Source organism: Serratia sp. CY56464, assembly GCF_052168435.1.
GTDB classification, from domain to species: Bacteria; Pseudomonadota; Gammaproteobacteria; order Enterobacterales; family Enterobacteriaceae; genus Serratia; species Serratia marcescens.
Genome location: NZ_JBJNMV010000008.1, coordinates 1 through 23,281 on the forward strand (window position 1 = coordinate 1; position 23,281 = coordinate 23,281).

Here is a 23,281-nt window from a genome sequence, read left to right on the forward strand (position 1 = left end):
TCGCCCGGAGAGTCAAGCGTTTATTTCGCTTTCTTCTCGCTGACCCGGCGGCTTGTCAGTCGTTGTTCCCGGTCAGTGGAGGCGCATTATAGGGAGTTCTCGGCAGGCCGCAACCCCTATTTTCAATATTTTTTCCAACCGTTGAATGTTTGACCAAAACACCGTTAAAGCGGCAATTTTTTCAACGATTTAAAGCCGTAGCCCTGCAAAACGGGCAATAAAGCGTCAGTATCTTCATTTAACGCCATGCAATACGCCAGATTCTCTTCCTGGCTCGAGACCAGGCTTTCCTGCGTAGAGATGAGCCAGGCTGTGCGGCGGGCAATCGCCGCGCCGGAATCCACCAATCGGGTGCCTTCCGGCAACACCTGCATCAGCTCTTCAGCTAACAGAGGAAAATGGGTGCAGCCCAGCACGACGGTATCCGGCGGCTCGCGCATGCTCAGCCACGGATGCAGGATCTTCTTCAGCACCGGCAGCGGCACGGCTTCGCCGTGGAGCTTGGCCTCCGCCAGCTCCACCAGCTCTGAAGAGCCCAGCAGTTCAATCTTGCAGTCGGTGGCGAAACGGGAAATCAGTTCGTGGGTGTAGCTGCGCTGTACGGTGCCGCGGGTCGCCAACAGGCCGACAATGCCGTTGACGGTAAGACGGGCCGCCGGTTTGATGGCGGGCACCACGCCCACGACAGGGAAACTGAAACGCTCGCGCAAGGCCGGCAAGGAAACGGTGCTGGCGGTGTTGCAGGCAATGACGACAATCGCCAGAGGATGACGCTGCTGCACCGCGCCGACAATCTCCAGCACGCGCTCAACGATAAACTCTTCGGACTTCTCGCCGTAGGGGAACGCCACGTTGTCGAAAGCGTATATATAGTGGAGATCCGGCAGCAACTGCCGAATCTCCTGATACACCGACAGCCCGCCGACGCCGGAATCGAAAACCAGCACCGTCGGGCGAGGTGTGGCGGTACTGTTAGAAGGTATAGCTTCCAGTGAGGTAGTATTCTCTTCCTGGAGTAGCGTAGCCATAGGCCGTCTCATAATCTTTATCAAACAGGTTGGCAATTCTACCACGAACTGTCAGATGAGATGTGACCGGATACGAAACTGCGAGATCCCACAGGCTCACGCCGCCAAGTTTAACGCTTTGTTCCGGATAGGTACTGTAATCCTTGTCATAACGTTGACCCAGATATTGATAAGTCACCGCCCAGTCAAAGTCATACAGCTGCCAGTCCAGCTCATATTTCACCTGCTGCTTGGCGCGCCGCAGCAGCACTTCATTGGTCTTGGCGTTGCGAGGATCGACATAGTCATAACCAATCTGATGCGTCAACGGGCCGGTATCAAACGAGGCCGTAGCTTCAATCCCTTTGATGGTCGCCTTACCCACGTTGTAATAGACGTAGTTGGTTTCCCCCGTGGAATCGATCAAATTGTCGATGTCGTTGCGATAACCGGAGATGCGCCAGGTCACCGGGCCGGTCAGCCCTTCAAAGCCACCTTCCCACTGCTTGCTTTCTTCCGGTTTCAGATCGGTGTTGTTACCGAAGTTGCCGTATAGCTGGCTCATATTCGGTGCTTTGAACGCCGTGCCATACGACGCGATAAAACGGTATCCCTCGACGAATTCCCAGGCCGCGCTGGTTTGCCAGGTGCCATGCCAGCCAAACTCGGAATGATCGTCACCTCGAACCGCGCCTTCCAGCGTTACCGGGCCAACCAGTTGCTGCGCGGTCAGGTAGATGCCTGCATCACGTTGGCTTTTTTCACCCTTCACGGTGGTGGAATCCGGTTTGATTTTCTGTTGCTGCCAGTCGACGCCAGAGCTTACGGTACCCTGTCCAACCTGCAGCGTATTGCCCCACTGCAGGTTGTACTGTTCGGAATCCACCAGGCTGGCCGAGCTGTCATGCATGCCGAGGCGAGGATCGTAATCGTAATCCTTGCTATGGCTGTAGCTGCCAATCACTTGTGTTGCGTAAATGCCTTCTTTATAGCGCAATCCGGTATCCCAGGTTTGGCTATACAGTTTGCGCGTATCCAGCAGAGGGCTGGTCGGTGAGGAATAATAACTATCATACGCCGTGCGGTTGTCGTAACCATACCCGCGCACAAAACCGCTGACCGATTCGCTGAACTGGTGCTCAAGCGCACCATACAGCGACTTACTCATAAAGCCATCGCGATCCTGCTGGCTTTGCATGCCGGTGCTGCCGTAGGCCACCACGTCATACCCTTTGGTGTAGGTGTAGTCACCCGCTACCGTCGCCACGGTGCTGTCGCCCAACGGCTGTTGAGTCGACGCGTCATAGGATTGATAGCCGTTGGAGCCGACGCCGGCTGAGAGCGTAGTACCGTTCTTTTCACGCGTGGTAATGATGTTGACTACGCCGCCGATGGCGTCGGAACCGTATACCGCCGAACGCGGGCCGCGAATGTATTCGACTTTCTGCACCAGAGAAATCGGGATTTGGCTGAGATCGGAAGAGCCGCTGACGCCCGCCTGATTAAGGCGAATGCCGTCAATTAGCACCAGCACGTGGCTGGAGTTGGTGCCGCGAATAAACAGCGAGCTCTTTTGCCCCAACCCGCCGTTTTGGCCAACGTCCACGCCCGGCAAACGGCGCATCACATCGGTCAGGCTCTTGGCCTGCCAGCGATCGATATCGTTACGGGTGACGACGGAGGTCGGCGCCAATACGGAAGAAACCGGCTGCGGGAAGCGGTTGGCGGTCACCACCAGGTTATCGCCATTCGTGGCTGTGGTGTTGTCTTGCGCCCATCCAGAAAAAGCCGTGACGGAGGAGACCACCGCCAGCAGCGTATTTTTTGTAATTGTCATGAGAAAAGCATCCAAACTTAATTGGCGGATGCCGCAGGATCATGGCCGGTAGTTCGCGACGGCCACGGACATTGCGACGTAACACCGGCAGGTCTTCGGGCTTGGGATTTGCGGGCCGCGGGGCGCGACCGGCAACGGGCGATGACTTCCCATCCTGCAATGGACAGTGTCTGCGTCGAAACGCTATCGCCGTGACTTCCCCTTACCGCTGCGCGTCAGCTCCGGATTCACACCGGATTCCCTTTTCACTCGCTGCTTGAGGCCGGACGGCAATGCTACGATCAATGCAAATAGATGTCTAGACTGCTATTAATGTTACAAATAATAAACGCGACAAAACTGGACTTCACGGGCTGATTCCCTACAATCCCCGCTGATCAAATTTGCCTGACGAGAAGACACACATGACGCCCGAGAATTTGCCTATTGAACGTTACGATGACCAACTGGCGGAGAAAGTCGCCCGCCTGAAGACGTTGATGTCACCGTTCGCGGCGCCCGAGCCGGAAGTGTTCCGCTCGCCAGTCGACCACTACCGCATGCGCGCCGAGTTCCGCATCTGGCACGACGCGGACGACATGTATCACATCATGTTCGATCAGCAGACCAAGCAGCGTATTCGCGTCGATCAATTCCCGGCCGCCAGCGAACTGATCAACCGCCTGATGAGCGCCCTGATCGCCGCGCTGAAACCGGAGCCGATCCTGCGTCACAAGCTGTTCCAGATCGATTATCTGTCGACGCAAAGCGGTAAAATCATCGCCTCGCTGCTGTACCACCGCAAGCTGGATGACGCTTGGCAGCAGCGCGCCGAGCAACTGCGCGACGAGCTGCGCGCGCAGGGTTTTGACCTGCAGTTGATCGGCCGGGCGTCGAAGACCAAAATCATGCTCGACCAGGATTATGTTGACGAAGTGCTGCCGGTCGCCGGCCGCGATATGATCTACCGCCAGGTGGAAAACAGCTTTACTCAACCCAACGCGGCCATGAACGTGCAGATGCTGGAATGGGCGCTGGCGGTCACCGCCGGTTCCAAAGGCGATTTACTGGAGCTGTACTGCGGCAACGGCAACTTCTCGCTGGCGTTGGCGCGCAATTTCGAGCGCGTGCTGGCGACCGAGATCGCCAAGCCGTCGGTGGCGGCGGCGCAGTACAACATCGCCGCCAACCATATCGACAACGTGCAGATCATCCGCATGGCGGCGGAAGACTTCACCCAGGCGATGAACGGAGTACGCGAATTCAACCGGTTGAAAGGCATCGATCTGAGCGGCTACAACTGCGAGACGATTTTCGTCGATCCGCCGCGCAGCGGGCTGGACGATGAAACGGTGAAGATGGTGCAGGCTTACCCGCGCATTCTGTATATTTCATGCAATCCGGAAACGTTGTGCGCCAACCTGGAAACGCTGCAGGCCACCCACCGGGTCAGCCGTCTGGCGCTGTTCGATCAGTTCCCGTATACCCATCACATGGAATGCGGCGTGTTGCTGGAAAAACACCGCTGATACGACAGGGGCGCCACATGGCGCCCCGTTTCATTACGGCTCTTGAGTCGGCGCATCCAGCGTCTTGCGCGCCTTCAGCTTGACCCCAATCCACAGCACCAGCGCCACACACACTACCGACGGCAGGAAGTTGGAACCGATCTGCGGGTATTCGGCGCGCACGATGGCGCTGTACATCAGCAGCCCCAGCAGGAAGCAGGCCGCCGCCAGCTTCGGCATGCCGTCCGGCATGGCGCGGTTCAGGTAACGCTGATGCAGACAGTACACCGCCAGCACCAACGCAATCAGCGGGAAGATCGAAAACGGCACCACCGAGCTGAACAGCGCGGCAAAGGAACCGTTGATCGAAAGGCCAGCAATCAACGCCAGCAGTAAGGTGCCATTTTCACGGCCTGGTTTTTCCATCATTGTTTACCTTTTTTATACGTGGGACACAGAAGCTTTTTCTTGTTCGCGACGATACCAGTAATACGCCCCTTTGGAGATCATACGCAATTGCAGCACCAGCCGCTCTTCCAGCTGCTGCCGCTGCTCGACGTCGATATCCAGCGCTTCCGCGCCGGCGCTGAACACGATGGTGACCATCGCCTCCGCCTGCGCTTCGGTAAAGCTGCGCGGCATATGGTTTTCCAACTCGAGGTAGTCCGCCAGTTCGGCGATGAAATGCTGGATCTCGCGCGCCACCGCCGCACGGAATGCCGCCGACGTGCCGGAGCGCTCGCGCAGCAGCAGGCGGAAGGCGTTCGGGTTGTTGCCGATAAATTCCATAAAGGTGGACACCGAGGTGCGGATCACGCTGCCGCCCTTGGCGATGCGTTGGCGCGCCTGGCGCATCAACTGACGCAGCATCAGGCCGCTTTCGTCCACCATGGTCAGCCCCAGCTCATCCACGTCGCGGAAATGGCGGTAAAACGACGTGGGCGCGATGCCCGCCTCGCGTGAAACTTCCCGCAGGCTCAGGCTGGCGAAACTGCGTTCGGCGCTCAGCTGGCTGAATGCGGCTTCGATCAGGGAACGACGAGTCCGTTCTTTTTGTTGTGCTCTGACGCCCATATGCATATCCGGATAGGTTCCATTCTCTCAGTCTAACGCCCTAGACTCGGCAATATAGCAAATTTTATTGCAACAGCATTTATACTAACGCGCTCTATCACACTTCCGCTCTGAGCCGATTGTGCTTTGACTCAAAAAGCCTAATGGTGATTGGGTGAGCAGCGCTATGATGTTAAGATACCGTTGTAATCTTGTATAAAAAAACAGGTCTCTCCTACATGCAACAGCACTATCAATTTGATGCCATTGTGATTGGCTCGGGCCCTGGTGGTGAAGGTGCCGCCATGGGGCTGGTGAAACAAGGCGCCCGCGTGGCCGTTATCGAACGGTACAATAACGTAGGCGGCGGATGTACCCATTGGGGCACCATCCCCTCCAAAGCCCTCCGCCACGCCGTCAGCCGCATTATCGAATTCAACCAGAACCCGCTTTACAACAACTCGCGCACGCTCAGCGCGACCTTCCCTGACATTTTACGCCACGCCGATAACGTCATCAGCCAGCAGACCCGAATGCGCCAAGGGTTCTATGAGCGGAACCAGTGCAAACTGTTCGCCGGCGACGCGCGCTTCATCGACGCCAACACCGTCAGCGTCAGCTACATGGACGGCACCCAGGACACCATCCGCGCCGATCACATCGTGATCGCCTGCGGCTCGCGCCCTTACCATCCGGCCAGCGTCGACTTCAACCATCCGCGCATCTACGACAGCGATTCCATTCTCGAGCTGAGCCATGAGCCGCGCCACGTGATCATTTACGGCGCCGGGGTGATCGGCTGCGAGTATGCGTCCATCTTCCGCGGCCTGAACGTCAAGGTCGATCTGATCAACACCCGCGATCGTCTGCTGGCGTTCCTCGATCAGGAGATGTCGGATTCGCTCTCTTACCATTTCTGGAACAACGGGGTGGTGATCCGCCACAACGAAGAATTCGAGAAGATCGAAGGCACCGAAGACGGCGTGATCGTGCACCTGAAGTCCGGCAAGAAGGTGAAAGCGGACTGCCTGCTGTACGCCAACGGCCGTACCGGCAACACCGATTCGCTGGGGTTGGAGAACGTCGGCCTGGAGTCGGACAGCCGCGGGCTGCTGAAAGTGAACAGCATGTATCAAACCGCGCTGTCGCACATTTATGCGGTCGGTGACGTGATCGGCTATCCGAGCCTGGCTTCCGCCGCCTACGATCAGGGCCGCATCGCCGCGCAAGCGATCGCCTCCGGCGAAGCCAGCGGTCACTTAATCGAAGATATCCCGACCGGCATCTACACCATTCCGGAAATCAGCTCCGTCGGCAAAACCGAGCAGGAACTGACCGCGATGAAGGTGCCGTATGAAGTGGGCCGCGCCCAGTTCAAGCATCTGGCGCGCGCGCAGATCGCCGGGATGAACGTCGGCAGCCTGAAGATCCTGTTCCATCGCGACACCCTGCAGATCCTTGGGATCCACTGCTTCGGCGAGCGTGCGGCGGAGATCATCCACATCGGCCAGGCGATCATGGAACAGAAAGGTGAAGGCAATACTATCGAGTATTTCGTTAATACGACCTTCAACTATCCGACCATGGCCGAAGCCTACCGGGTGGCGGCGCTAAACGGCTTAAACCGCCTGTTTTAACGCGCTGTCGATGTAGCCCTGCATGTGTTCGCGGATCGCCTCGGCCAGTTGCTCATAACGGCTGCGCAAAGGGGAGCCAGGGCGGTACACCAGCGCGATGGTGCGCTTCGGCTCCGGCTTGTAGCAATCCAGATAGCACACGCCGTCGCGTTCGCGCTGCGGCGGCACCGCCAGTGACGGCAGCAGGGTAATGCCGCTGCCGGCAGCGACCATATTGCGCAACGTTTCCAGACTGGTGGCGCGGAAGTGAGTATCTTCGTCCGCGCCAGCCTGGAAGCAGAAGCCCATCGCCTGATCGCGCAGGCAGTGGCCATCTTCCAGCATCAGCAGCTTCTCTCCCGCCAAATCCGGCATCGCCACGCGCTCGCGCTGCGCCCACGGGTGATCGGAATACACCGCCAGCTTCATCGGTTCATCGAACAGAGGCACTTCGATAAACGCCTCGGTTTCCTTCACCAACGCCAGAATGGCGCAGTCCAGTTTGCCGCTGTCGAGTTGCGCCAGCAGTTGGTGGGTTTGCGCTTCGTGCAGGTACATTTCCAGTTTCGGGAAGGTTTTGTGCAGTGTCGGTATGATCTGCGGCAGCAGATAAGGCCCCACGGTCGGGATCAGGCCGATGTGCAGCGGCCCGGACATGGCTTCGCCCTGCTGGCTGGCCATCTCCTTCAACACTTTCACTTCGCGCAGCACGGTACGCGCCTGCTCCACCAGCAACAGACCCGCCTGGGTGAACAGCACCTTGCGGCTGGTGCGCTCGAGCAGCATGACGCCCAACTCGTCTTCCAGCTTGCGGATCTGCCCGCTCAGCGTGGGTTGGCTTACATGGCATGAATCGGCCGCGCGGCGGAAGTGCCGGTGCTCGGCCAAGGCGACCAGATACTCTAAATCACGAATATTCATTGTTTCCCTCCATTCCATGATAGCTCATGGCGATAGATAAGATAGCAATGAGCGATTAGATCTATCAAGCCCCAGCGACAATAATGTGTCCCAACGAAGCGATATCGCGCTAAATGCTAAAAATTACTTTTCCTAATTAAGGGGTTAATCAATGTTTACCAGTCAAGAAGGCAAGAAAGTTCCTCAGGTTACTTTCCACACCCGTCAGGGCGACCAATGGATTGATGTGACCACTGATGACCTGTTCAAAAACAAAACCGTCATTGTTTTCTCGCTGCCGGGCGCGTTCACGCCGACCTGTTCTTCGAGCCACCTGCCGCGCTACAACGAACTGTCCAGCGTATTCAAGCAGCACGGCGTCGACAGCATTCTTTGCGTCTCCGTGAACGACACCTTCGTCATGAACGCCTGGAAAGCTGACCAACATGCGGAAAACATCACCTTCGTACCGGACGGCAACGGTGAATTCACCAAAGGCATGAACATGCTGGTCGAGAAAGCGGATCTGGGCTTTGGCCCTCGCTCATGGCGCTACTCGATGCTGGTACGCAACGGCGTGGTCGAGAAAATGTTTGTCGAGCCGAACAAGCCGGGCGACCCGTTTGAAGTGTCCGACGCCGACACCATGCTGAAATACCTGGCGCCGGAATTCAAAGTGCAGGAATCGGTCTCTCTGTTCACCAAACCGGGCTGCCCATTCTGCGCCAAAGCCAAGCAGATGCTGCAAGAGCGTGGCATTCAGTATGAAGAGATCGTGCTGGGCAAAGACGCCACCACCGTCAGCCTGCGCGCCGTCAGCGGCCGCGCCACGGTGCCGCAAGTATTCATCGGCGGTCGTCACATCGGCGGCAGCGACGATCTGGAAACCTTCCTGTCAGCTTAATAAGTAATAACAAAGCCAACGTGAACTTTGGCGGGCTACGGCCCGCCCTTTTTTTACCTTTCAGGAGCGGATATGAAACTGTTGAACGTTGATGTCGCGGTCATCGGCGGCGGCACCGCAGGGCTCGGCGCCTACCGCGCGGCCAAACTGTCTACCCCCAGCGTGGTGATGATTGAAGGCGGGCCTTATGGCACCACCTGTGCGCGCGTTGGCTGCATGCCATCCAAATTATTGATCGCCGCCGCCGAAGCGGTGCATCAAATCGAACGTGCACCGGGCTTTGGCGTGCACCCAACCGGCAAAACGCGTATCGACGGACGCGAGGTGATGGCGCGCGTCAAACGCGAACGCGATCGTTTCGTCGGCTTCGTGCTGGAAGGCGTGGACGAGATCCCGGCCGCCGACAAAATTCAGGGCTATGCCCGCTTTATCGACGACAACACGCTGCAGGTCGATGACCATACGCGCATCGTGGCGCAGCGTATCGTGATCGCCACTGGTTCCCGCCCCAGCTGGCCGGCGCCGTGGAACGAACTGGGCGATCGCCTGATCGTCAACGACGACGTGTTCAACTGGGATGACTTGCCGCAATCCGTAGCGGTATTCGGCCCCGGTGTCATCGGGCTGGAGCTGGGGCAAGCGCTGCACCGCCTCGGCGTCGACACCAAGGTATTCGGCATCGGCGGCGCCGTCGGGCCGCTGACCGACAGCGCCGTACGCGATTACGCCGCCAAAGCGCTGGGGGAAGAGTTCAACCTCGACGCCGACGTGAAGGTAGAGATGATGCAGCGCGAAGGCGACCGCGTATTTATCCGCTATCAGGATCTGCAGGGCCAACCGCAGGAGATCCTGGTGGACTACGTGCTGGCCGCCACCGGCCGCCGCCCCAACGTCGATCGGTTAGGCCTCGAAAATACCGGCTTGCAGCTCGACGCCCGAGGCGTGCCGCTGGCCGACCGCCTGACGATGCAAACCAGCGTGCCGCATATTTTCATTGCCGGCGACGCCAGCAACCAACTACCGCTGCTGCACGAGGCCAGCGATCAGGCGCGCATCGCCGGCGCCAACGCCGGCAGCTTCCCGGAGATCAATCCGGGTCTGCGCCGCAGCGCGATTTCGGTGGTGTTCTCCGATCCGCAGATCGCCATGGTCGGCTCAACCTTCCGCGAGCTGAGCGAGAAGTTCAGCGCCTGCGGCTGCTTTGAAGTGGGCAACGTCTCGTTTGAGAATCAGGGCCGCTCGCGGGTGATGCTGCGCAACAAAGGCATTCTGCACGTCTACGGCGAGCAAGGCACCGGCCGTTTCCTCGGCGCGGAAATGATCGGCCCGGACGCCGAACACATCGCGCACCTGCTGGCCTGGGCGCACCAGCAGCAGATGACCGTCGACCAGATGCTGGACATGCCGTTCTATCATCCGGTGATCGAAGAAGGCTTGCGCACTGCGCTGCGCGACCTGCAGGCGAAGCTCAAACTCGGCACGGCCGAAATCGAGCGCTGTCAGCGCTGTCCGGGCGAATAACGCCCCTTATCCGTTCACACCTACCGGGCCTTCAGGCCCGGTTTTTTTTTTGCGCAGCGCTTTCCAGATTTTCCTCCCTCCTCTTGCCTCACTGCCCTCCTACGCTCATTTTTTATGCTTCGATATTGAAGTGATATCAATAATGACACTAAATTGAAGGGCGAAGCCAGAATGGAGGAAGAACATGGAAAAGCATGAACACTATACCTATCGCATCACTTGGTCAGCGCAAGACCGTGAATATGTCGGGCTGTGCGCCGAATTCCCCTCGTTGTCCTGGCTGGCCGCCACGCGTACCGGCGCATTGGAGGGTATCGAGAAAGTGGTGAGCGAAACGATCGCCGACATACTGGCGCAAGGCGAAACGCCGCCGCAGGCGTTGGCGGAGAAAAATTTCAGCGGCAAACTGGTGCTGCGCATGACGCCGGAACAGCATCGCCGGCTGGCGATCGGCGCGATGGAAGAAGGCGTGAGCCTGAACCGTTATCTCTGCGCACGCCTGGCGGGGTAAAGGTTCAAGGGCGGCGCCAGGCCGCCCTCGTCGTCAAGCCAAACGCTGTTTCGCTGCGGCGATTGCCGCGGCCACCTGCTGCGGCGCGACGCCGCCTTTGGCCGCACGTTTGTCCAGGCAGGATTGCAACGCCAGGATCGGATAGACGTCGTCGCCGATCGTCGCGCTGAACTGCTGCAAATCCGCCAGCGGCAGCGCTTCCAGCGGTTTTCCCTGGCGAATGGCTTCTACCACCGCCTCACCGACGATATGGTGCGCTTCGCGGAACGGCACGCCTTTGGCGACCAGGTAGTCCGCCAGCTCGGTGGCATTCGCATAACCCTGCTCCGCCGCTTCCCGGCAGCGCGGGCGCTTCACCTGAATGCCGTCCAGCACCAGCGCCGCCATCTGCAGGCAGTCCATCCAGGTGTCGAGCGCGTCGAACAGCCCTTCTTTGTCTTCCTGCATGTCTTTGTTGTACGCCAGCGGCAGGCCTTTCAGCGTCATCATCATGCCGGTCAGCGCGCCCTGTACGCGGCCGCACTTGCCGCGGATCAGCTCCAGCGCGTCCGGGTTTTTCTTCTGCGGCATCAGCGAAGAGCCGGAGGTCACGCGGTCAGACAGCTCGACAAACGCCGCCTCGCCGCTGTTGAAGAAGATCAGATCTTCGGCGAAGCGCGACAGGTGAACCATGCTGATGGCGGCGTTGGACAGCAGCTCCAGCACGTGATCGCGATCGGAGACGCTGTCCAGGCTGTTGCGGGTCGCCGAGGCAAAGCCCAGCCAGCCGGCCAGCTGCTCGCGATCGATAGGATAAGCGGTGCCGGCCAGCGCGCCGCTGCCCAGCGGGCTGACGTCCAGCCGTTTCAGGGTATCCTGCAGACGGCTCTCATCGCGCGCCAGCATCTCGACATAGGCCAGGCACCAGTGCGCGAAAGTCACCGGCTGCGCGCGTTGCAGGTGCGTATACCCCGGCATCACCGCATCCTGGTTGGCTTCGGCGGTCTCCACCAGCGCCTGCTGCAGTTGGACGATCGCCTGATGCAGATCGCCGATCTGCTGTTTGCACCACAGCTTCAGATCGGTCGCGACCTGATCGTTGCGGCTGCGGCCGGTGTGCAGCTTCTTGCCCAAGTCGCCGACCTTCTCGATCAGCTTCTGCTCTACCCAGCTGTGGATGTCTTCCGCATCGCTTTGGACGATCGCCAAAGGATCGGCCTGGACTTCCTTCAGTAGCGCATTCAGCGCCTGCTCCAGCTGCTGTTGCTCCGCTGCGGTCAACACGTTAACGGTCACCAGCGCCTTCGACCAGGCCACCGAGCCCACGATATCCTGCTCCGCCAGGCGATAATCGAACCGCAGCGAATCATTGAGTTGTTTGAACCGCTGATCCGCCGCCTGAGTGAACCGTCCGCCCCAAAGTGCCATATCTTACTCCTGAATTTTTATGCGAAAGGGCGCAGCATGCTGCGCCCTTGCAGAGTCACGCCAATCGATTATTTATTCTTTTTCTCGTTCAACGCGCGAATGCGTGAAGACAGAGAGAACAGACGGATAAAGCCGCCCGCGTGGCTGTGATCGTAAACTTCGTCTTCGCCGAAGGTGGCGAACTCTTCGGAGTACAGGCTGTTGGCGGATTTTTTCTGGGTCGCCGTCACCTGGCCTTTGTACAGCTGCAGCACCACTTCACCGTTCACCTCTTCAGCCAATGCTTCGGCAGAGGCCTGCAGCGAACGGCGCAGCGGCGCGAACCAACGGCCGTCGTATACCACATAGGACATCTCCAGGCCCAGCTGCTCGCGCCATTTGAAGCTGTCGCGATCCAGCACCAGCTGCTCGATGGCGCGCAGCGCCGCCACCATGATGGTGCCCCCCGGGGTCTCATAGCAGCCGCGGGATTTGATGCCCACCAGACGGTTTTCCACGATGTCGATCCGGCCGACGCCGTGCTTGGCGCCCAGCGCGTTCAGGGTTTCCAGGCACTGGTACGGCGACAGCGCTTTACCGTTAACCGCCACGACGCGGCCTTTCTCGACGGTAACGGTCACCTGCTCAGGCTGGTCCGGCGCTTCCTGCGGATCGACGGTCCATACCCAGCAATCCTTATTTGGCGCGTTCCACGGGCTTTCCAGCACGCCGCCTTCGGTGGAGATGTGCCAGGCGTTCTCATCGCGGCTGTAGATTTTCTCCAGCGATGCGGTGGTCGGGATATTGCGCTCTTTCAGGTAATCCAGCAGCGCTTCACGGGAACGCAGGTTCCACTCACGCCACGGCGCCACCACTTTCAACTGCGGCGCCAGCGCGGTGTAGGTGGTTTCGAAACGCACCTGATCGTTGCCTTTACCGGTTGCGCCGTGGCACAGCGCGTCGGCGCCCACTTTCAACGCCAGCTCGACCTGCGCCTTGGCGATGATCGGCCGCGCCATCGAGGTGCCCAGCAGGTAGCTGCCCTCGTACAGGGCGCCGGTCTGCAGCACCGGATAAACGTAATCGCGGATAAATTCTTCACGCAGATCGACCACGTGGCATTCAGAGGCACCGGACTGCAGGGCTTTTTGCTCCACGCCTTCCAGATCGCTGCGCTCCTGGCCGATGTCCGCCACGAACGCCACCACTTCACAGCCGCCGTAGTTCTCTTTCAGCCATGGAATGATGGCCGAGGTATCCAGGCCGCCGGAGTACGCCAGAACGATTTTTTTGATGCCTTGGTTTTGCATGATCTATTCCTTTCTAATTCTAAAATTAAGCGAGGATCCGGGTGCCAATCGACACGCCGTTAAACAAAGCAGGAAGCTGATCGGCATGGCGCCAGCTGGCGATATCCACCGGGCGGCCGAGGGTGCGGGCGGCGTCGAGCGCCGCATTCACCTTCACCACCATACCATCGGTGATGATGCCTTGCGCGATCAGTTGTTCCGCTTTTTGTGCCGTCATTTCCGCAATGCGTTGCCCCTTGCCGTCGAGGATGCCGCTGACGTCCGACAGCAGGATCAGATCCGCCCCCAGCGTCGCCGCCAGCGCCGTCGCCGCCTGATCGGCGTTCACGTTCATTAACTGCCCTTCGGCGGTGATGCCGATGGAGCTGATAACCGGCAGGTAGCCGGCGCCCAGCAGGGTATTGAGCAGCGCGGGCGAGCCGGGCTGCGCGTTGCCGACGTGGCCCAATGCCGGATCGAGCGGGGTCACGACCGCGCTGCCGCCGTCCGCCAGGCTCAGGCCGACGGCGTTGATTTGGTGTTTAATCGCCCACGCCAGCAGCGTTTTGTTGGCGGTGCCGGCCAGCGCGCCGGTGATGATGTCGATCTGATCGGCCGGCGTGACCCGCAGGCCGTTCTTTTTCACCACCGGCAAAGCGAGCTGCTTCATCAGTTCGTCCACCACGCAGCCGCCGCCGTGGACGATCACCAACGGGCGCTGGTGCTGCTGCCGATAGCTGTCCAATGCGGTAAACAGACGCTCCAGCGCTTCTTCACTGTCTAATAACACGCCACCTAACTTGATAATTAACGGGTTCATTGCTGTTTACTCACGCTGGTTTAAAGGAGTGATTGGGTTTCCGGGAAGCCGAAACGGATATTCAGGCATTGCACCGCCTGCGCCGCCGCGCCTTTCAGCAGGTTGTCTTCCGCCGCCACGGCGATCAGATGCTCGCCCTGCACCGCAAAGCCGATGTCGCAGAACGGCAGCCCCACCACCGCTTTCAGCGCCGGCACGCCCTGGTCGTACAACCGCACCAGCGGCTTGTCGTCATACGCGGCGTGATAGGCGGCGGCCACGTCCTGCGCGGTCACGCCGGCTTTCAGGCGGCAGGTGATGGTTTCAAGGATGCCGCGTGGGAAGTTGCCCAGATGCGGGGTAAAGATAACCGGCACGCCCAGGTGCGCGGCGATCTCCGGCTGGTGCCGGTGAGTGAAAATGCCGTACGGCTGCAGGCTCACTTCGCAGAAACTGGTGGTCATGCTGGCCTTGCGCCCGGCGCCGCTGACGCCGCTGGTGGCGTTGATCACCGGCCACTGATCCAGATTCAGCAACTGTTTTTCGATTAACGGTTTCAGCGCCAGCTGCGCCGCCGTCGGGTAACAGCCCGGCACGGCGATCAGCTGCGCCTGTTTGATCTTGTCGCTCTGCCACTCCGCCAGGCCGTACACCGCCTGCTCCAGCAGGGCGCCATGCTGATGTTCGAAACCGTAATACTGGCTATAGAAACCGGCATCCTGCACGCGGAAGGCGCCGGACAGATCGAACACCACGCAGCCTGCCGCCAGGAAGGCCGGGGCGATATCGTGGCTGACTTCATGAGCGGTGGCGAGGAACACCACGTCGATGCCCTGCGCCGCCTTGGCGACGTCGGTCAACGGCTGCAGCGGCAGATCGACGATGCCTTTCAACTGGGGATGGAGATCGGAAAGCAACTTTCCTGCATCTGCACTTTGCGCTGAAACCGCTAAAGCGGTTATGTTCATGTGTGGGTGGCGATTCAGGTAAGCCGTGAGCTCCGCTCCGGCGTAACCGCTGGCACCAACGATCAGCGTATTCAACATGTGGCCTTTCACCTTCTAAACTGACGTGCGGTCGCTTGCGACCCAGGTAACAGGGCTAGCCAGCGTTGTTGCGCCGTTCACCCACGGAGCCAGGCGTTGATGCTTTTATAAACATCCGGGTATCGGGTTCCCTTACGCTTCGGCTTACTGTATTTTTATTCAAAATAAATGCATGAATATTGATACTATCCTAACCAAAGGCTGTCAACAGTGAAGATGAAATTACCTCCATTTATTGAGCTGTACCGGGCGTTGATCGCCACTCCGTCGATCAGCGCCACCGATGCCGGCCTCGATCAGAGCAATGAGGCGTTAATCAACTTGCTGGCCGGATGGTTTGCCGACCTGGGCTTTCGCGTCGACGTACAGCCGGTGCCGGAATCGCGCCACAAATTCAACCTGCTGGCCAGCATCGGCGAAGGCAGCGGCGGCCTGCTGCTGGCCGGCCACACCGATACGGTGCCTTACGACGAAGGCCGCTGGACGCGCGATCCCTTCACCCTGACCGAGCACGACAACAAGCTCTACGGGTTGGGCACCGCCGACATGAAAGGCTTCTTCGCCTTTATTCTGGACGCGGTGCGCGACATCGACGCGAGCAAACTGACCAAGCCGCTGTACATTCTGGCGACCGCAGATGAAGAAACGACGATGGCCGGCGCACGTTATTTCGCCGCCTCCACCGCCATTCGGCCGGATTTCGCCATCATCGGCGAACCGACCTCGCTGCAGCCGGTGCGCGCGCACAAGGGCCACATGGCCAACGCCATTCGCATCGTCGGCCAGTCCGGCCACTCCAGCGATCCGGCGCGCGGCGTCAACGCCATCGATCTGATGCACGAATCCATCGGCCGCCTGATGGAGCTGCGCAAAACCCTGCAGGAGCGCTACAACAACCCGGCGTTCGCCGTGCCTTATCCCACCATGAACTTCGGCCATATCAGCGGCGGCGACGCGGCCAACCGCATCTGCGCCTGCTGCGAGCTGCACCTGGACATCCGCCCGCTGCCCGGCATGACGCTCGACAACATTAACGAACTGATGCATCAGGCGCTGGAGCCGGTGAGCCAACGCTGGCCGGGCCGCCTGACCATCGAAGAGCTGCATGCGTCGGTGCCGGGCTACGAGTGCCCGACCGACCACCGCATGGTGGCGGTGATCGAGGAGCTGCTGGGCACCCGCACGCAGGTGGTCAACTACTGCACCGAAGCGCCGTTCGTGCAGCAGGTCTGCCCGACCCTGGTGCTCGGCCCCGGTTCCATCGATCAGGCCCACCAGCCGGACGAGTACATCGACACCGCGTTTATCGAACCGACGCGCAAACTGCTGGGCCAACTGGTCAATCACTTTTGCCGGCAATAAACCCGACATTTAGCAGGGGAAATGCTTTATGCTTTCCCCTAACTCAAAATAAGTAGAAAACGGCGAAATAAGCCGTGCTGATAACCGACGCGCCGTAATTAAATTTCAGAAAATGCGCCGATTTTGATGTTTTTTTGCTAAAAATAGTGTCAATTGACGATTGGACAGGAACGCGATGTGATCAGGCAGGCGGTCTGCGCCTGACGCGTGAAATTTATTTACAAGATAAAAATCATACAGAACTGGGTCAGGGGTTATATGAACGAACAATATTCGGCAATGCGCAGTAATGTCAGTATGCTCGGCAAATTGCTCGGCGATACCATCAAAGAAGCGCTGGGTGAGCATATTCTCGATCGCGTTGAGACCATCCGTAAGCTTTCCAAATCCTCACGCGCCGGCAACGAAGCGCATCGCCAGGAGCTGCTCTCCACCCTGCAGAACTTGTCCAACGACGAGCTGCTGCCGGTGGCGCGCGCCTTCAGCCAGTTCCTCAACCTGACCAACGTCGCCGAGCAGTACCACAGCATTTCGCCCAACGGCGAGGCCGCCAGCAACCCGGAAGCGCTGGCTCAACTGTTCAGCCGTCTCAAAGACAAAAAGCTCAGCGACAAAGAGCTGCAGCACGCGGTATCGCAACTCTCCATCGAGCTGGTGCTGACGGCGCACCCGACGGAGATCACCCGCCGCACCCTGATCCACAAGCTGGTGGAGGTCAACACCTGCCTCAGCCAGCTCGATCACAACGATCTGGCCGACTACGAGCGCAACAAGATCATGCGCCGCCTGCGTCAGCTGGTGGCCCAGTCGTGGCACACCGATGAAATTCGCAAACACCGCCCTTCCCCGATCGACGAAGCCAAATGGGGCTTTGCGGTGGTGGAAAACAGCCTGTGGGAAGGCGTGCCGGCGTTCCTGCGCGAATTCAACGAACAGCTGGAAAACTCCATCGATTACAGCCTGCCGGTGGAAGCGGTGCCGGTGCGCTTTACCTCCTGGATGGGCGGCGATCGTGACGGCAACCCGAACGTGACCGCCGAAATTACCCGCCATGTGCTGCTGCTCAGCCGCTGGAAAGCCTGCGACCTGTTCACCCGCGATATCCAGGTGCTGGTCTCTGAGCTGTCGATGACCGAATGCACCCCGGAGCTGCGCGCCCGCGCCGGCGGCGATGAGGTGCAGGAACCGTACCGCGAAATCATGAAGCAGCTGCGCAGCCAGCTAATGAGTTCCCAGGCTTATCTTGAAGGCCGCCTGAAGGGCGAGCGCGTGCTGAAACCGCACGACCTGCTGGTGAACAACGAGCAGCTGTGGGAGCCGCTGTATGCCTGCTACCAGTCGCTGCAGGCCTGCGGCATGGGCATCATCGCCAACGGTCAACTGCTGGATACCCTGCGCCGCGTGCGCTGCTTCGGCGTGCCGCTGGTGCGCATCGACGTGCGTCAGGAGAGCACCCGCCATACCGAAGCCATCGCCGAGCTGACCCGCTATCTGGGGCTGGGCGACTATGAAAGCTGGTCGGAAGCCGATAAACAGGCGTTCCTGATCCGCGAGCTGAACTCCAAACGCCCGCTGGTGCCGCTGAAATGGCAACCGAGCGCCGACACGCAGGAAGTGCTGGAAACCTGCCGGGTGATCGCCGAAGCGCCGCAGGGCTCGATCGCCGCCTATGTGATTTCGATGGCGCGCACGCCTTCCGACGTGCTGGCGGTGCACCTGCTGCTGAAAGAGGCCGGCTGCCCGTTCGCGCTGCCGGTCGCCCCGCTGTTCGAAACCCTCGACGACCTGAACAACGCCGACGACGTGATGACCCAGTTGCTGAACATCGACTGGTATCGCGGCTTCATCCAGGGCAAACAGATGGTGATGATCGGCTATTCCGACTCGGCGAAAGACGCCGGCGTGATGGCCGCTTCCTGGGCGCAGTACCGCGCGCAGGACGCGCTGATCAAAACCTGTGAAAAGGCCGGCGTGGCGCTGACGCTGTTCCACGGCCGCGGCGGTTCCATCGGCCGCGGCGGCGCTCCGGCGCATGCGGCGCTGCTGTCGCAGCCGCCGGGCAGCCTGAAGGGCGGCCTGCGCGTCACCGAACAGGGCGAGATGATCCGCTTCAAGTTCGGCCTGCCGGAAGTCACCATCAGCAGCCTGGCGCTGTATGCCGGCGCGATCCTCGAGGCCAACCTGCTGCCGCCGCCGGAACCGAAGAAAGAATGGCGGGCGCTGATGGACGACCTGTCCGAGACCTCCTGCCGGATGTATCGCGGCTACGTGCGTGAAAACCCGGACTTCGTGCCTTACTTCCGCGCGGCCACGCCGGAGCTGGAGCTGGGCAAACTGCCGCTGGGCTCACGCCCGGCCAAGCGCAAGCCGAACGGCGGCGTGGAGAGCCTGCGCGCCATTCCGTGGATTTTCGCCTGGACGCAGAACCGCCTGATGCTGCCGGCCTGGCTCGGCGCCGGCGCCGGATTGCAGGAAGCGGTGAAAGCCGGCAAACAGGCGGAGCTGGAGGCGATGTGCCGCGACTGGCCATTCTTCTCCACCCGTATCGCCATGCTGGAAATGGTGTTCGCCAAGGCCGACCTGTGGCTGGCGGAATACTACGATCAGCGCCTGGTGGATAAATCGCTGTGGCCGCTGGGCCAACAGCTGCGCGATCAGCTGGAAAGCGACATCAAGGTGGTGCTGACCATCGCCAACGATGCGCACCTGATGGAAGACCTGCCGTGGATCGCCGAATCCATCGCACTGCGCAACGTTTATACCGACCCGTTGAACGTCTTGCAGGCCGAATTGCTGCACCGTTCGCGCCAGCAGGAGCAGCCGGACGCCCGCGTAGAGCAGGCTCTGATGGTCACCATCGCCGGCGTCGCCGCCGGGATGCGCAACACCGGCTAGTGCGCCTCATCGCGGCCCCGTTTATCGGGGCCGTTTTTTTATGCCTTCCCCCACAAAAAAAGGGCGCCGCGGTAAAGCGGCGCCCTTTTAAATGGAACAGACCCGTCAGGCGGCGGCCACCGGACGCACGCCCAGCGTGTGGCAGATGGCGTAGCTCATCTCGGCGCGGTTCAGCGTATAGAAGTGGAAATCTTTCACCCCTTCGCGGCTGAGGATCTTCACCATGTCCATGGCGATGTTGGCGCCGACCATTTTGCGGGTCTCCGCATCGTCGTCCAGCCCTTCGAACATGCTGGTCATCCAGCTTGGCACCCGCACATTGGTCATGGTGGCGAAGCGCTGCAGCTGCTTGAAGTTGGACACCGGCAGAATGCCCGGCACGATTTCCACGTCGATACCGGCGGCGACGCAACGGTCGCGGAAGCGCAGGTAGCTCTCAACGTCGAAGAAGAACTGGGTGATGGCGCGACTGGCGCCGGCGTCGATCTTGCGTTTCAGGTTAATCAAATCGGCCTGGGCGCTCTTCGCCTCCGGGTGCACTTCCGGGTAGGCGGCGACGGAAATGTCGAAGTCGCCCACGTCTTTCAACAGCGCCACCAGATCGGTCGCGTACATGTCCGGCTTGCCGCCGCCCGGCGGCAGATCGCCGCGCAGCGCCACGATATGGCGGATGCCGCTGTTCCAGTAGTCGGTCGCGATGTCGCGCAACTGCGCCGGGCTGGCGTCGATGCAGGTCAGGTGCGGCGCAGCCTCCAGGCCGGTGCGCTCCTTGATCCCCTTGATGATGCTGTGGGTGCGATCGCGCTCGCCGGAGTTGGCGCCGTAGGTGACTGAAACGAATTTAGGTTTGAGGATGCTCAGACGATCGATCGACTGCCACAGGGTCTCTTCCATCTCGCTGGTGCGTGGCGGGAAGAACTCGAATGATACGTTAATCTGGCCGTTCAACTCCGCCAGACTCTGATTCAGCGCTTCCCGCTGGTTTGCGTGGAAAAAACTCATACCCTGCTCACCTCTTCTCGATCACTGTTTTTATTTCATCTTGATGAGCGTCTATACGTTTAGACGTCTAGATAGAAAATGCCGCATGTTGGCTAAAGAGTCAACAGGAAAATGAGGGGAATAAGATGATTAATCCTCACCCGCTCAAAGAGGAAATTTCATGACAGCGGCAGGGATAAGTATGGCAGGAAAAGCAAAGGGGCGCGGTGAACCCGCGCCCGCAGAGGATTAAAGCAGCTGCGCCAATCGGTTAAGGTCTGACTGGATCGCGCCGGCGGTCACATCGCGGCCGGCGCCCGGCCCGCGGATCACCAGCGGATTATCGCGATACCAGCGGCTCTCGATGGCGAACACGTTGTCGCACGGCAGCAGCGAGGCCAGAGGATGCTCAGGGCGCACTGCCTCCACGCCGACCCGCGCCTTGCCGTTGGCGTCGAAACGCGCCACGTGACGCAGCACCAGGCCCATTTCGCTGGCGGCCTCAAAGCGCTGTTGCATCTGCTGATTCAGCGCCTCGCCGTTCTCGAAGAACTGATCGACGGAGCCCAGTTCGCAGCCCGCCGGCACCAGTGACTCGACCCGCACCTGGTTCGGTTCGATGTCGTAGCCCGCCTCACGCGCCAGGATCACCAGCTTGCGCATCACGTCCTGGCCGGAGAGATCGACCCGCGGATCCGGTTCGGTGAGCCCCTGCTGCCAGGCCTGATCCACCAGCTCGGTAAACGGCACCGTGCCGTCATACTGCAAGAACAGCCAGGAGAGCGTGCCGGAGAAGATGCCGCTGATCGCCAGAATGCTGTCGCCGCTGTCGCGCAGATCGCGCACCGTGTGGTTGACCGGCAGGCCGGCGCCGACGGTGGCGTTGTACAGCCAGTGGCGGCCGGTTTTGGCGAAGGCGTCGCGAATTTGGCGATAGCTGTCGCTGCACGAGGCCCCCGCCAACTTGTTGGCGCTGATCACGTGGAAACCGTGGCTGGCGAAATCCAGATACTGCCCGGCCAGCTCTTCGCTGGCGGTCACGTCAAGCACCACCAGATCGTCGAACGGGTGCGCGCGCATCCACAGGAACAGCGATTCTTCGTCCAGCGCCTGCGCCTCATCCTCAAAGAACGCCAGCGCGCGGCTGGCATCCAGCCCGTCGTAGTTCAGCAGGCTGCGGCGGCTGTCCACCACCCCCGCCAGGATGAATTCGAAGCCGCTGCGCGCGGAAATATGGGTCTGCTCGCGGGCGAACAGCTCCAGCCAGCGGGAGCCGATGTTACCCTTGCCGAACAACACCAGGCCGATGCGCTTCTCGGCGCGGAACAGGCTTTGGTGCAGCCCCTGGATCAGCAGCGCGGTCGGCCCCTGGCGCAATACCGCCACCAGGCTGATGCCATCTTCCGCCTGCCAGATAAACTCGACCGGCTGATCTTTCAACTGCTGATAGAAACGGTGGCTGTGCAGCGGATTCTTGCATACCCCGGCGCCGACCATCGCCACCAGCGCCAACCCTTCGCGCAGGCGCAGCTCGCCTGGCAGCGCCGCGGCCTGCAGCGTCACCAGCGCGCTGTTGACCACCTCGGAGGTGTAGCACAGCTGCACCCGATTGCGGTCAGGGTGGATGCCCACCGCCAGCGGTTTGATCTGCGCGCGCTTGAGCACCAGATCCAACTCTTTCTGCGCCAGTTTGAAGTCATGCTGAGCGGCGACGTGCAGTTCAATCAGGCACACGTCATCGTGGCTGGTGACAATCTTGGCGCCGGTGCCGGATGCCAATACGCGCTCGATGCGCGTCGAGCCCTGCTCCGGCTGATAGCTGCAGCGCAGCTGAAGATCGATATCGCTGCCGGAGACCGGCTGCAGAGTACGGGTGTGCAACACCGGCGCCGCCAGACGCGCCAGCTCGCTGGCTTCGTCCAGACGCAGCAGCGGCAGCAGGCAGGCGTCTTTCACCTTGCGCGGATCGGCGCTGTATACCCCGGCCACGTCGCTCCAGATGGTGACGCGAGCAGCGCCGGCCAACGCGCCGACCTGAGTGGCGGAGTAGTCGCTGCCGTTACGCCCCAACAGCACGGTTTCCCCGGCGTCATTGCGCGAAATGAACCCGGTCACCACCAGGCGTTTGCCCGGATGTTGGGCCAACAATTGCTGCAGCAATGGGTAAGAACGGCCTTCATCCACCTGCGGCTGCGCGGCGCGCTCGGCGCGCAGGAAATCACGCGCGTCCAGCCAGGCCGCCTGCATATCCAGATGGTTGAGCACCGCCGCCATCAGGCGCGCCGACCAGATCTCGCCGTGCCCGACCACTTCGGCATAGCACACGTCGTCGACGTTGCCGTCCAGCAGCGCCGCCAGACGTTCCAGATCCTGAATGAACTCGGCGATCAGCGGCTCGGCGCTTTCCGGCGGCAACAGGCCGCTGATAAGATCGCTGTGATAGCGACGCAACGTCTGCTGCACCTGGTGCGCAGACAGGCGATCGCTCTGGCTGAGCTTCAGCCAGTTGATCAACTGGTTGGTGGTACTGCCGGCGGCCGATACCACCATCATGTCGCCCGGCTGGCTGTATTCCGCCATAATCCCGGCCACACGCAGATAACACTTCACATCCGCCAGACTGCTGCCGCCAAACTTGTGCAGTTGACGCCCGCTCACCGGCCCTGCTACAGCAATTGCATTCATGC

General features: G+C 60.3%; 18 protein-coding genes and 1 riboswitch. Of the genes, 7 read left to right on the forward strand and 11 right to left on the reverse strand.

Going from position 1 to position 23,281, the window contains the following annotated elements; all coding sequences use genetic code 11:
* Positions 1-164 precede the first annotated feature (164 nt).
* A complete protein-coding gene (gene murI / locus ACJ8KE_RS22550; protein ID WP_033631312.1) occupies positions 165-1,028 on the reverse strand; it encodes a glutamate racemase in 864 nt (287 codons plus the stop codon).
* A complete protein-coding gene (gene btuB, locus ACJ8KE_RS22555) occupies positions 973-2,844 on the reverse strand; it encodes a TonB-dependent vitamin B12 receptor BtuB (protein ID WP_033639152.1) in 1,872 nt (623 codons plus the stop codon). The genes murI and btuB overlap by 56 nt, the downstream gene beginning before the upstream one ends.
* Positions 2,845-2,913: 69 nt before the next feature.
* Positions 2,914-3,126, reverse strand: a riboswitch (cobalamin riboswitch).
* Positions 3,127-3,248: 122 nt separating this feature from the next.
* On the opposite strand from btuB, the gene trmA reads away from it, so the two are divergent.
* Positions 3,249-4,352, forward strand: a complete 1,104-nt coding sequence (gene trmA / locus ACJ8KE_RS22560) for a tRNA (uridine(54)-C5)-methyltransferase TrmA (RefSeq protein WP_442517377.1) — start codon at positions 3,249-3,251, stop codon at positions 4,350-4,352.
* Positions 4,353-4,385: 33 nt separating this feature from the next.
* Here the strand turns inward: trmA and ACJ8KE_RS22565 are convergent, their stop codons facing one another.
* Together ACJ8KE_RS22565 and fabR are read right to left on the reverse strand one after the other, a co-directional pair.
* Complete coding sequence (locus ACJ8KE_RS22565) at positions 4,386-4,757, reverse strand: YijD family membrane protein (RefSeq protein ID WP_016929728.1); 372 nt, start codon at positions 4,755-4,757, stop codon at positions 4,386-4,388.
* 15 nt (positions 4,758-4,772) lie between these two features.
* The gene (gene fabR, locus ACJ8KE_RS22570; RefSeq protein WP_004931044.1) at positions 4,773-5,405 is read right to left on the reverse strand and encodes an HTH-type transcriptional repressor FabR; all 633 of its coding nucleotides are present in this window, start codon (positions 5,403-5,405) and stop codon (positions 4,773-4,775) included.
* A 218-nt stretch (positions 5,406-5,623) separates the two neighbouring features.
* Here fabR and sthA point away from each other — a divergent pair, with 218 nt between their 5' ends.
* The gene (sthA, locus tag ACJ8KE_RS22575; protein ID WP_004931047.1) at positions 5,624-7,021 is read left to right on the forward strand and encodes a Si-specific NAD(P)(+) transhydrogenase; all 1,398 of its coding nucleotides are present in this window, start codon (positions 5,624-5,626) and stop codon (positions 7,019-7,021) included.
* Here the strand turns inward: sthA and oxyR are convergent.
* Positions 7,004-7,921 (reverse strand): DNA-binding transcriptional regulator OxyR, encoded by a 918-nt coding sequence (oxyR, locus tag ACJ8KE_RS22580; RefSeq protein WP_015379402.1) that lies wholly within the window; start codon positions 7,919-7,921, stop codon positions 7,004-7,006. The genes sthA and oxyR overlap by 18 nt on opposite strands.
* A 151-nt stretch (positions 7,922-8,072) precedes the next feature.
* Between oxyR and ACJ8KE_RS22585 the strand changes: the two genes are divergently transcribed.
* The 3 genes from ACJ8KE_RS22585 to ACJ8KE_RS22595 all read left to right on the forward strand — a co-directional run bounded on the left by ACJ8KE_RS22585 (position 8,073) and on the right by ACJ8KE_RS22595 (position 10,836).
* A complete protein-coding gene (locus tag ACJ8KE_RS22585; protein ID WP_015379403.1) occupies positions 8,073-8,804 on the forward strand; it encodes a glutathione peroxidase in 732 nt (243 codons plus the stop codon).
* 72 nt (positions 8,805-8,876) lie between these two features.
* Entirely contained in the window at positions 8,877-10,325 is a 1,449-nt protein-coding gene (locus tag ACJ8KE_RS22590; protein WP_317006151.1) for a dihydrolipoyl dehydrogenase, read from the forward strand.
* A 184-nt stretch (positions 10,326-10,509) separates the two neighbouring features.
* On the forward strand, positions 10,510-10,836 hold the full coding sequence (locus ACJ8KE_RS22595) for a type II toxin-antitoxin system HicB family antitoxin (protein WP_079450589.1): 327 nt from the start codon (positions 10,510-10,512) through the stop codon (positions 10,834-10,836).
* Between the two features lie 33 nt (positions 10,837-10,869).
* Here the strand turns inward: ACJ8KE_RS22595 and argH are convergent, their stop codons facing one another.
* The 4 genes from argH to argC all read right to left on the reverse strand — a co-directional run bounded on the left by argH (position 10,870) and on the right by argC (position 15,356).
* Positions 10,870-12,243, reverse strand: a complete 1,374-nt coding sequence (gene argH, locus ACJ8KE_RS22600) for an argininosuccinate lyase (RefSeq protein WP_016929724.1) — start codon at positions 12,241-12,243, stop codon at positions 10,870-10,872.
* Positions 12,244-12,311: 68 nt separating this feature from the next.
* Entirely contained in the window at positions 12,312-13,532 is a 1,221-nt protein-coding gene (locus ACJ8KE_RS22605; RefSeq protein WP_004931061.1) for an argininosuccinate synthase, read from the reverse strand.
* A 25-nt stretch (positions 13,533-13,557) separates the two neighbouring features.
* Entirely contained in the window at positions 13,558-14,331 is a 774-nt protein-coding gene (gene argB / locus ACJ8KE_RS22610; RefSeq protein WP_016929723.1) for an acetylglutamate kinase, read from the reverse strand.
* Between the two features lie 20 nt (positions 14,332-14,351).
* The gene (gene argC / locus ACJ8KE_RS22615; protein ID WP_015379409.1) at positions 14,352-15,356 is read right to left on the reverse strand and encodes an N-acetyl-gamma-glutamyl-phosphate reductase; all 1,005 of its coding nucleotides are present in this window, start codon (positions 15,354-15,356) and stop codon (positions 14,352-14,354) included.
* A gap of 216 nt (positions 15,357-15,572) precedes the next feature.
* Here argC and argE point away from each other — a divergent pair, with 216 nt between their 5' ends.
* Together argE and ppc are read left to right on the forward strand one after the other, a co-directional pair.
* Positions 15,573-16,718 (forward strand): acetylornithine deacetylase, encoded by a 1,146-nt coding sequence (gene argE / locus ACJ8KE_RS22620; RefSeq protein ID WP_015379410.1) that lies wholly within the window; start codon positions 15,573-15,575, stop codon positions 16,716-16,718.
* A 258-nt stretch (positions 16,719-16,976) separates the two neighbouring features.
* Positions 16,977-19,613, forward strand: a complete 2,637-nt coding sequence (gene ppc, locus ACJ8KE_RS22625; RefSeq protein ID WP_004931070.1) for a phosphoenolpyruvate carboxylase — start codon at positions 16,977-16,979, stop codon at positions 19,611-19,613.
* Positions 19,614-19,718: 105 nt separating this feature from the next.
* Here the strand turns inward: ppc and metF are convergent, their stop codons facing one another.
* Positions 19,719-20,615 (reverse strand): methylenetetrahydrofolate reductase, encoded by an 897-nt coding sequence (gene metF, locus ACJ8KE_RS22630; RefSeq protein WP_004931071.1) that lies wholly within the window; start codon positions 20,613-20,615, stop codon positions 19,719-19,721.
* A 228-nt stretch (positions 20,616-20,843) separates the two neighbouring features.
* Positions 20,844-23,279, reverse strand: a complete 2,436-nt coding sequence (locus ACJ8KE_RS22635) for a bifunctional aspartate kinase/homoserine dehydrogenase II (protein WP_028128089.1) — start codon at positions 23,277-23,279, stop codon at positions 20,844-20,846.
* Positions 23,280-23,281: the final 2 nt, after the last annotated feature.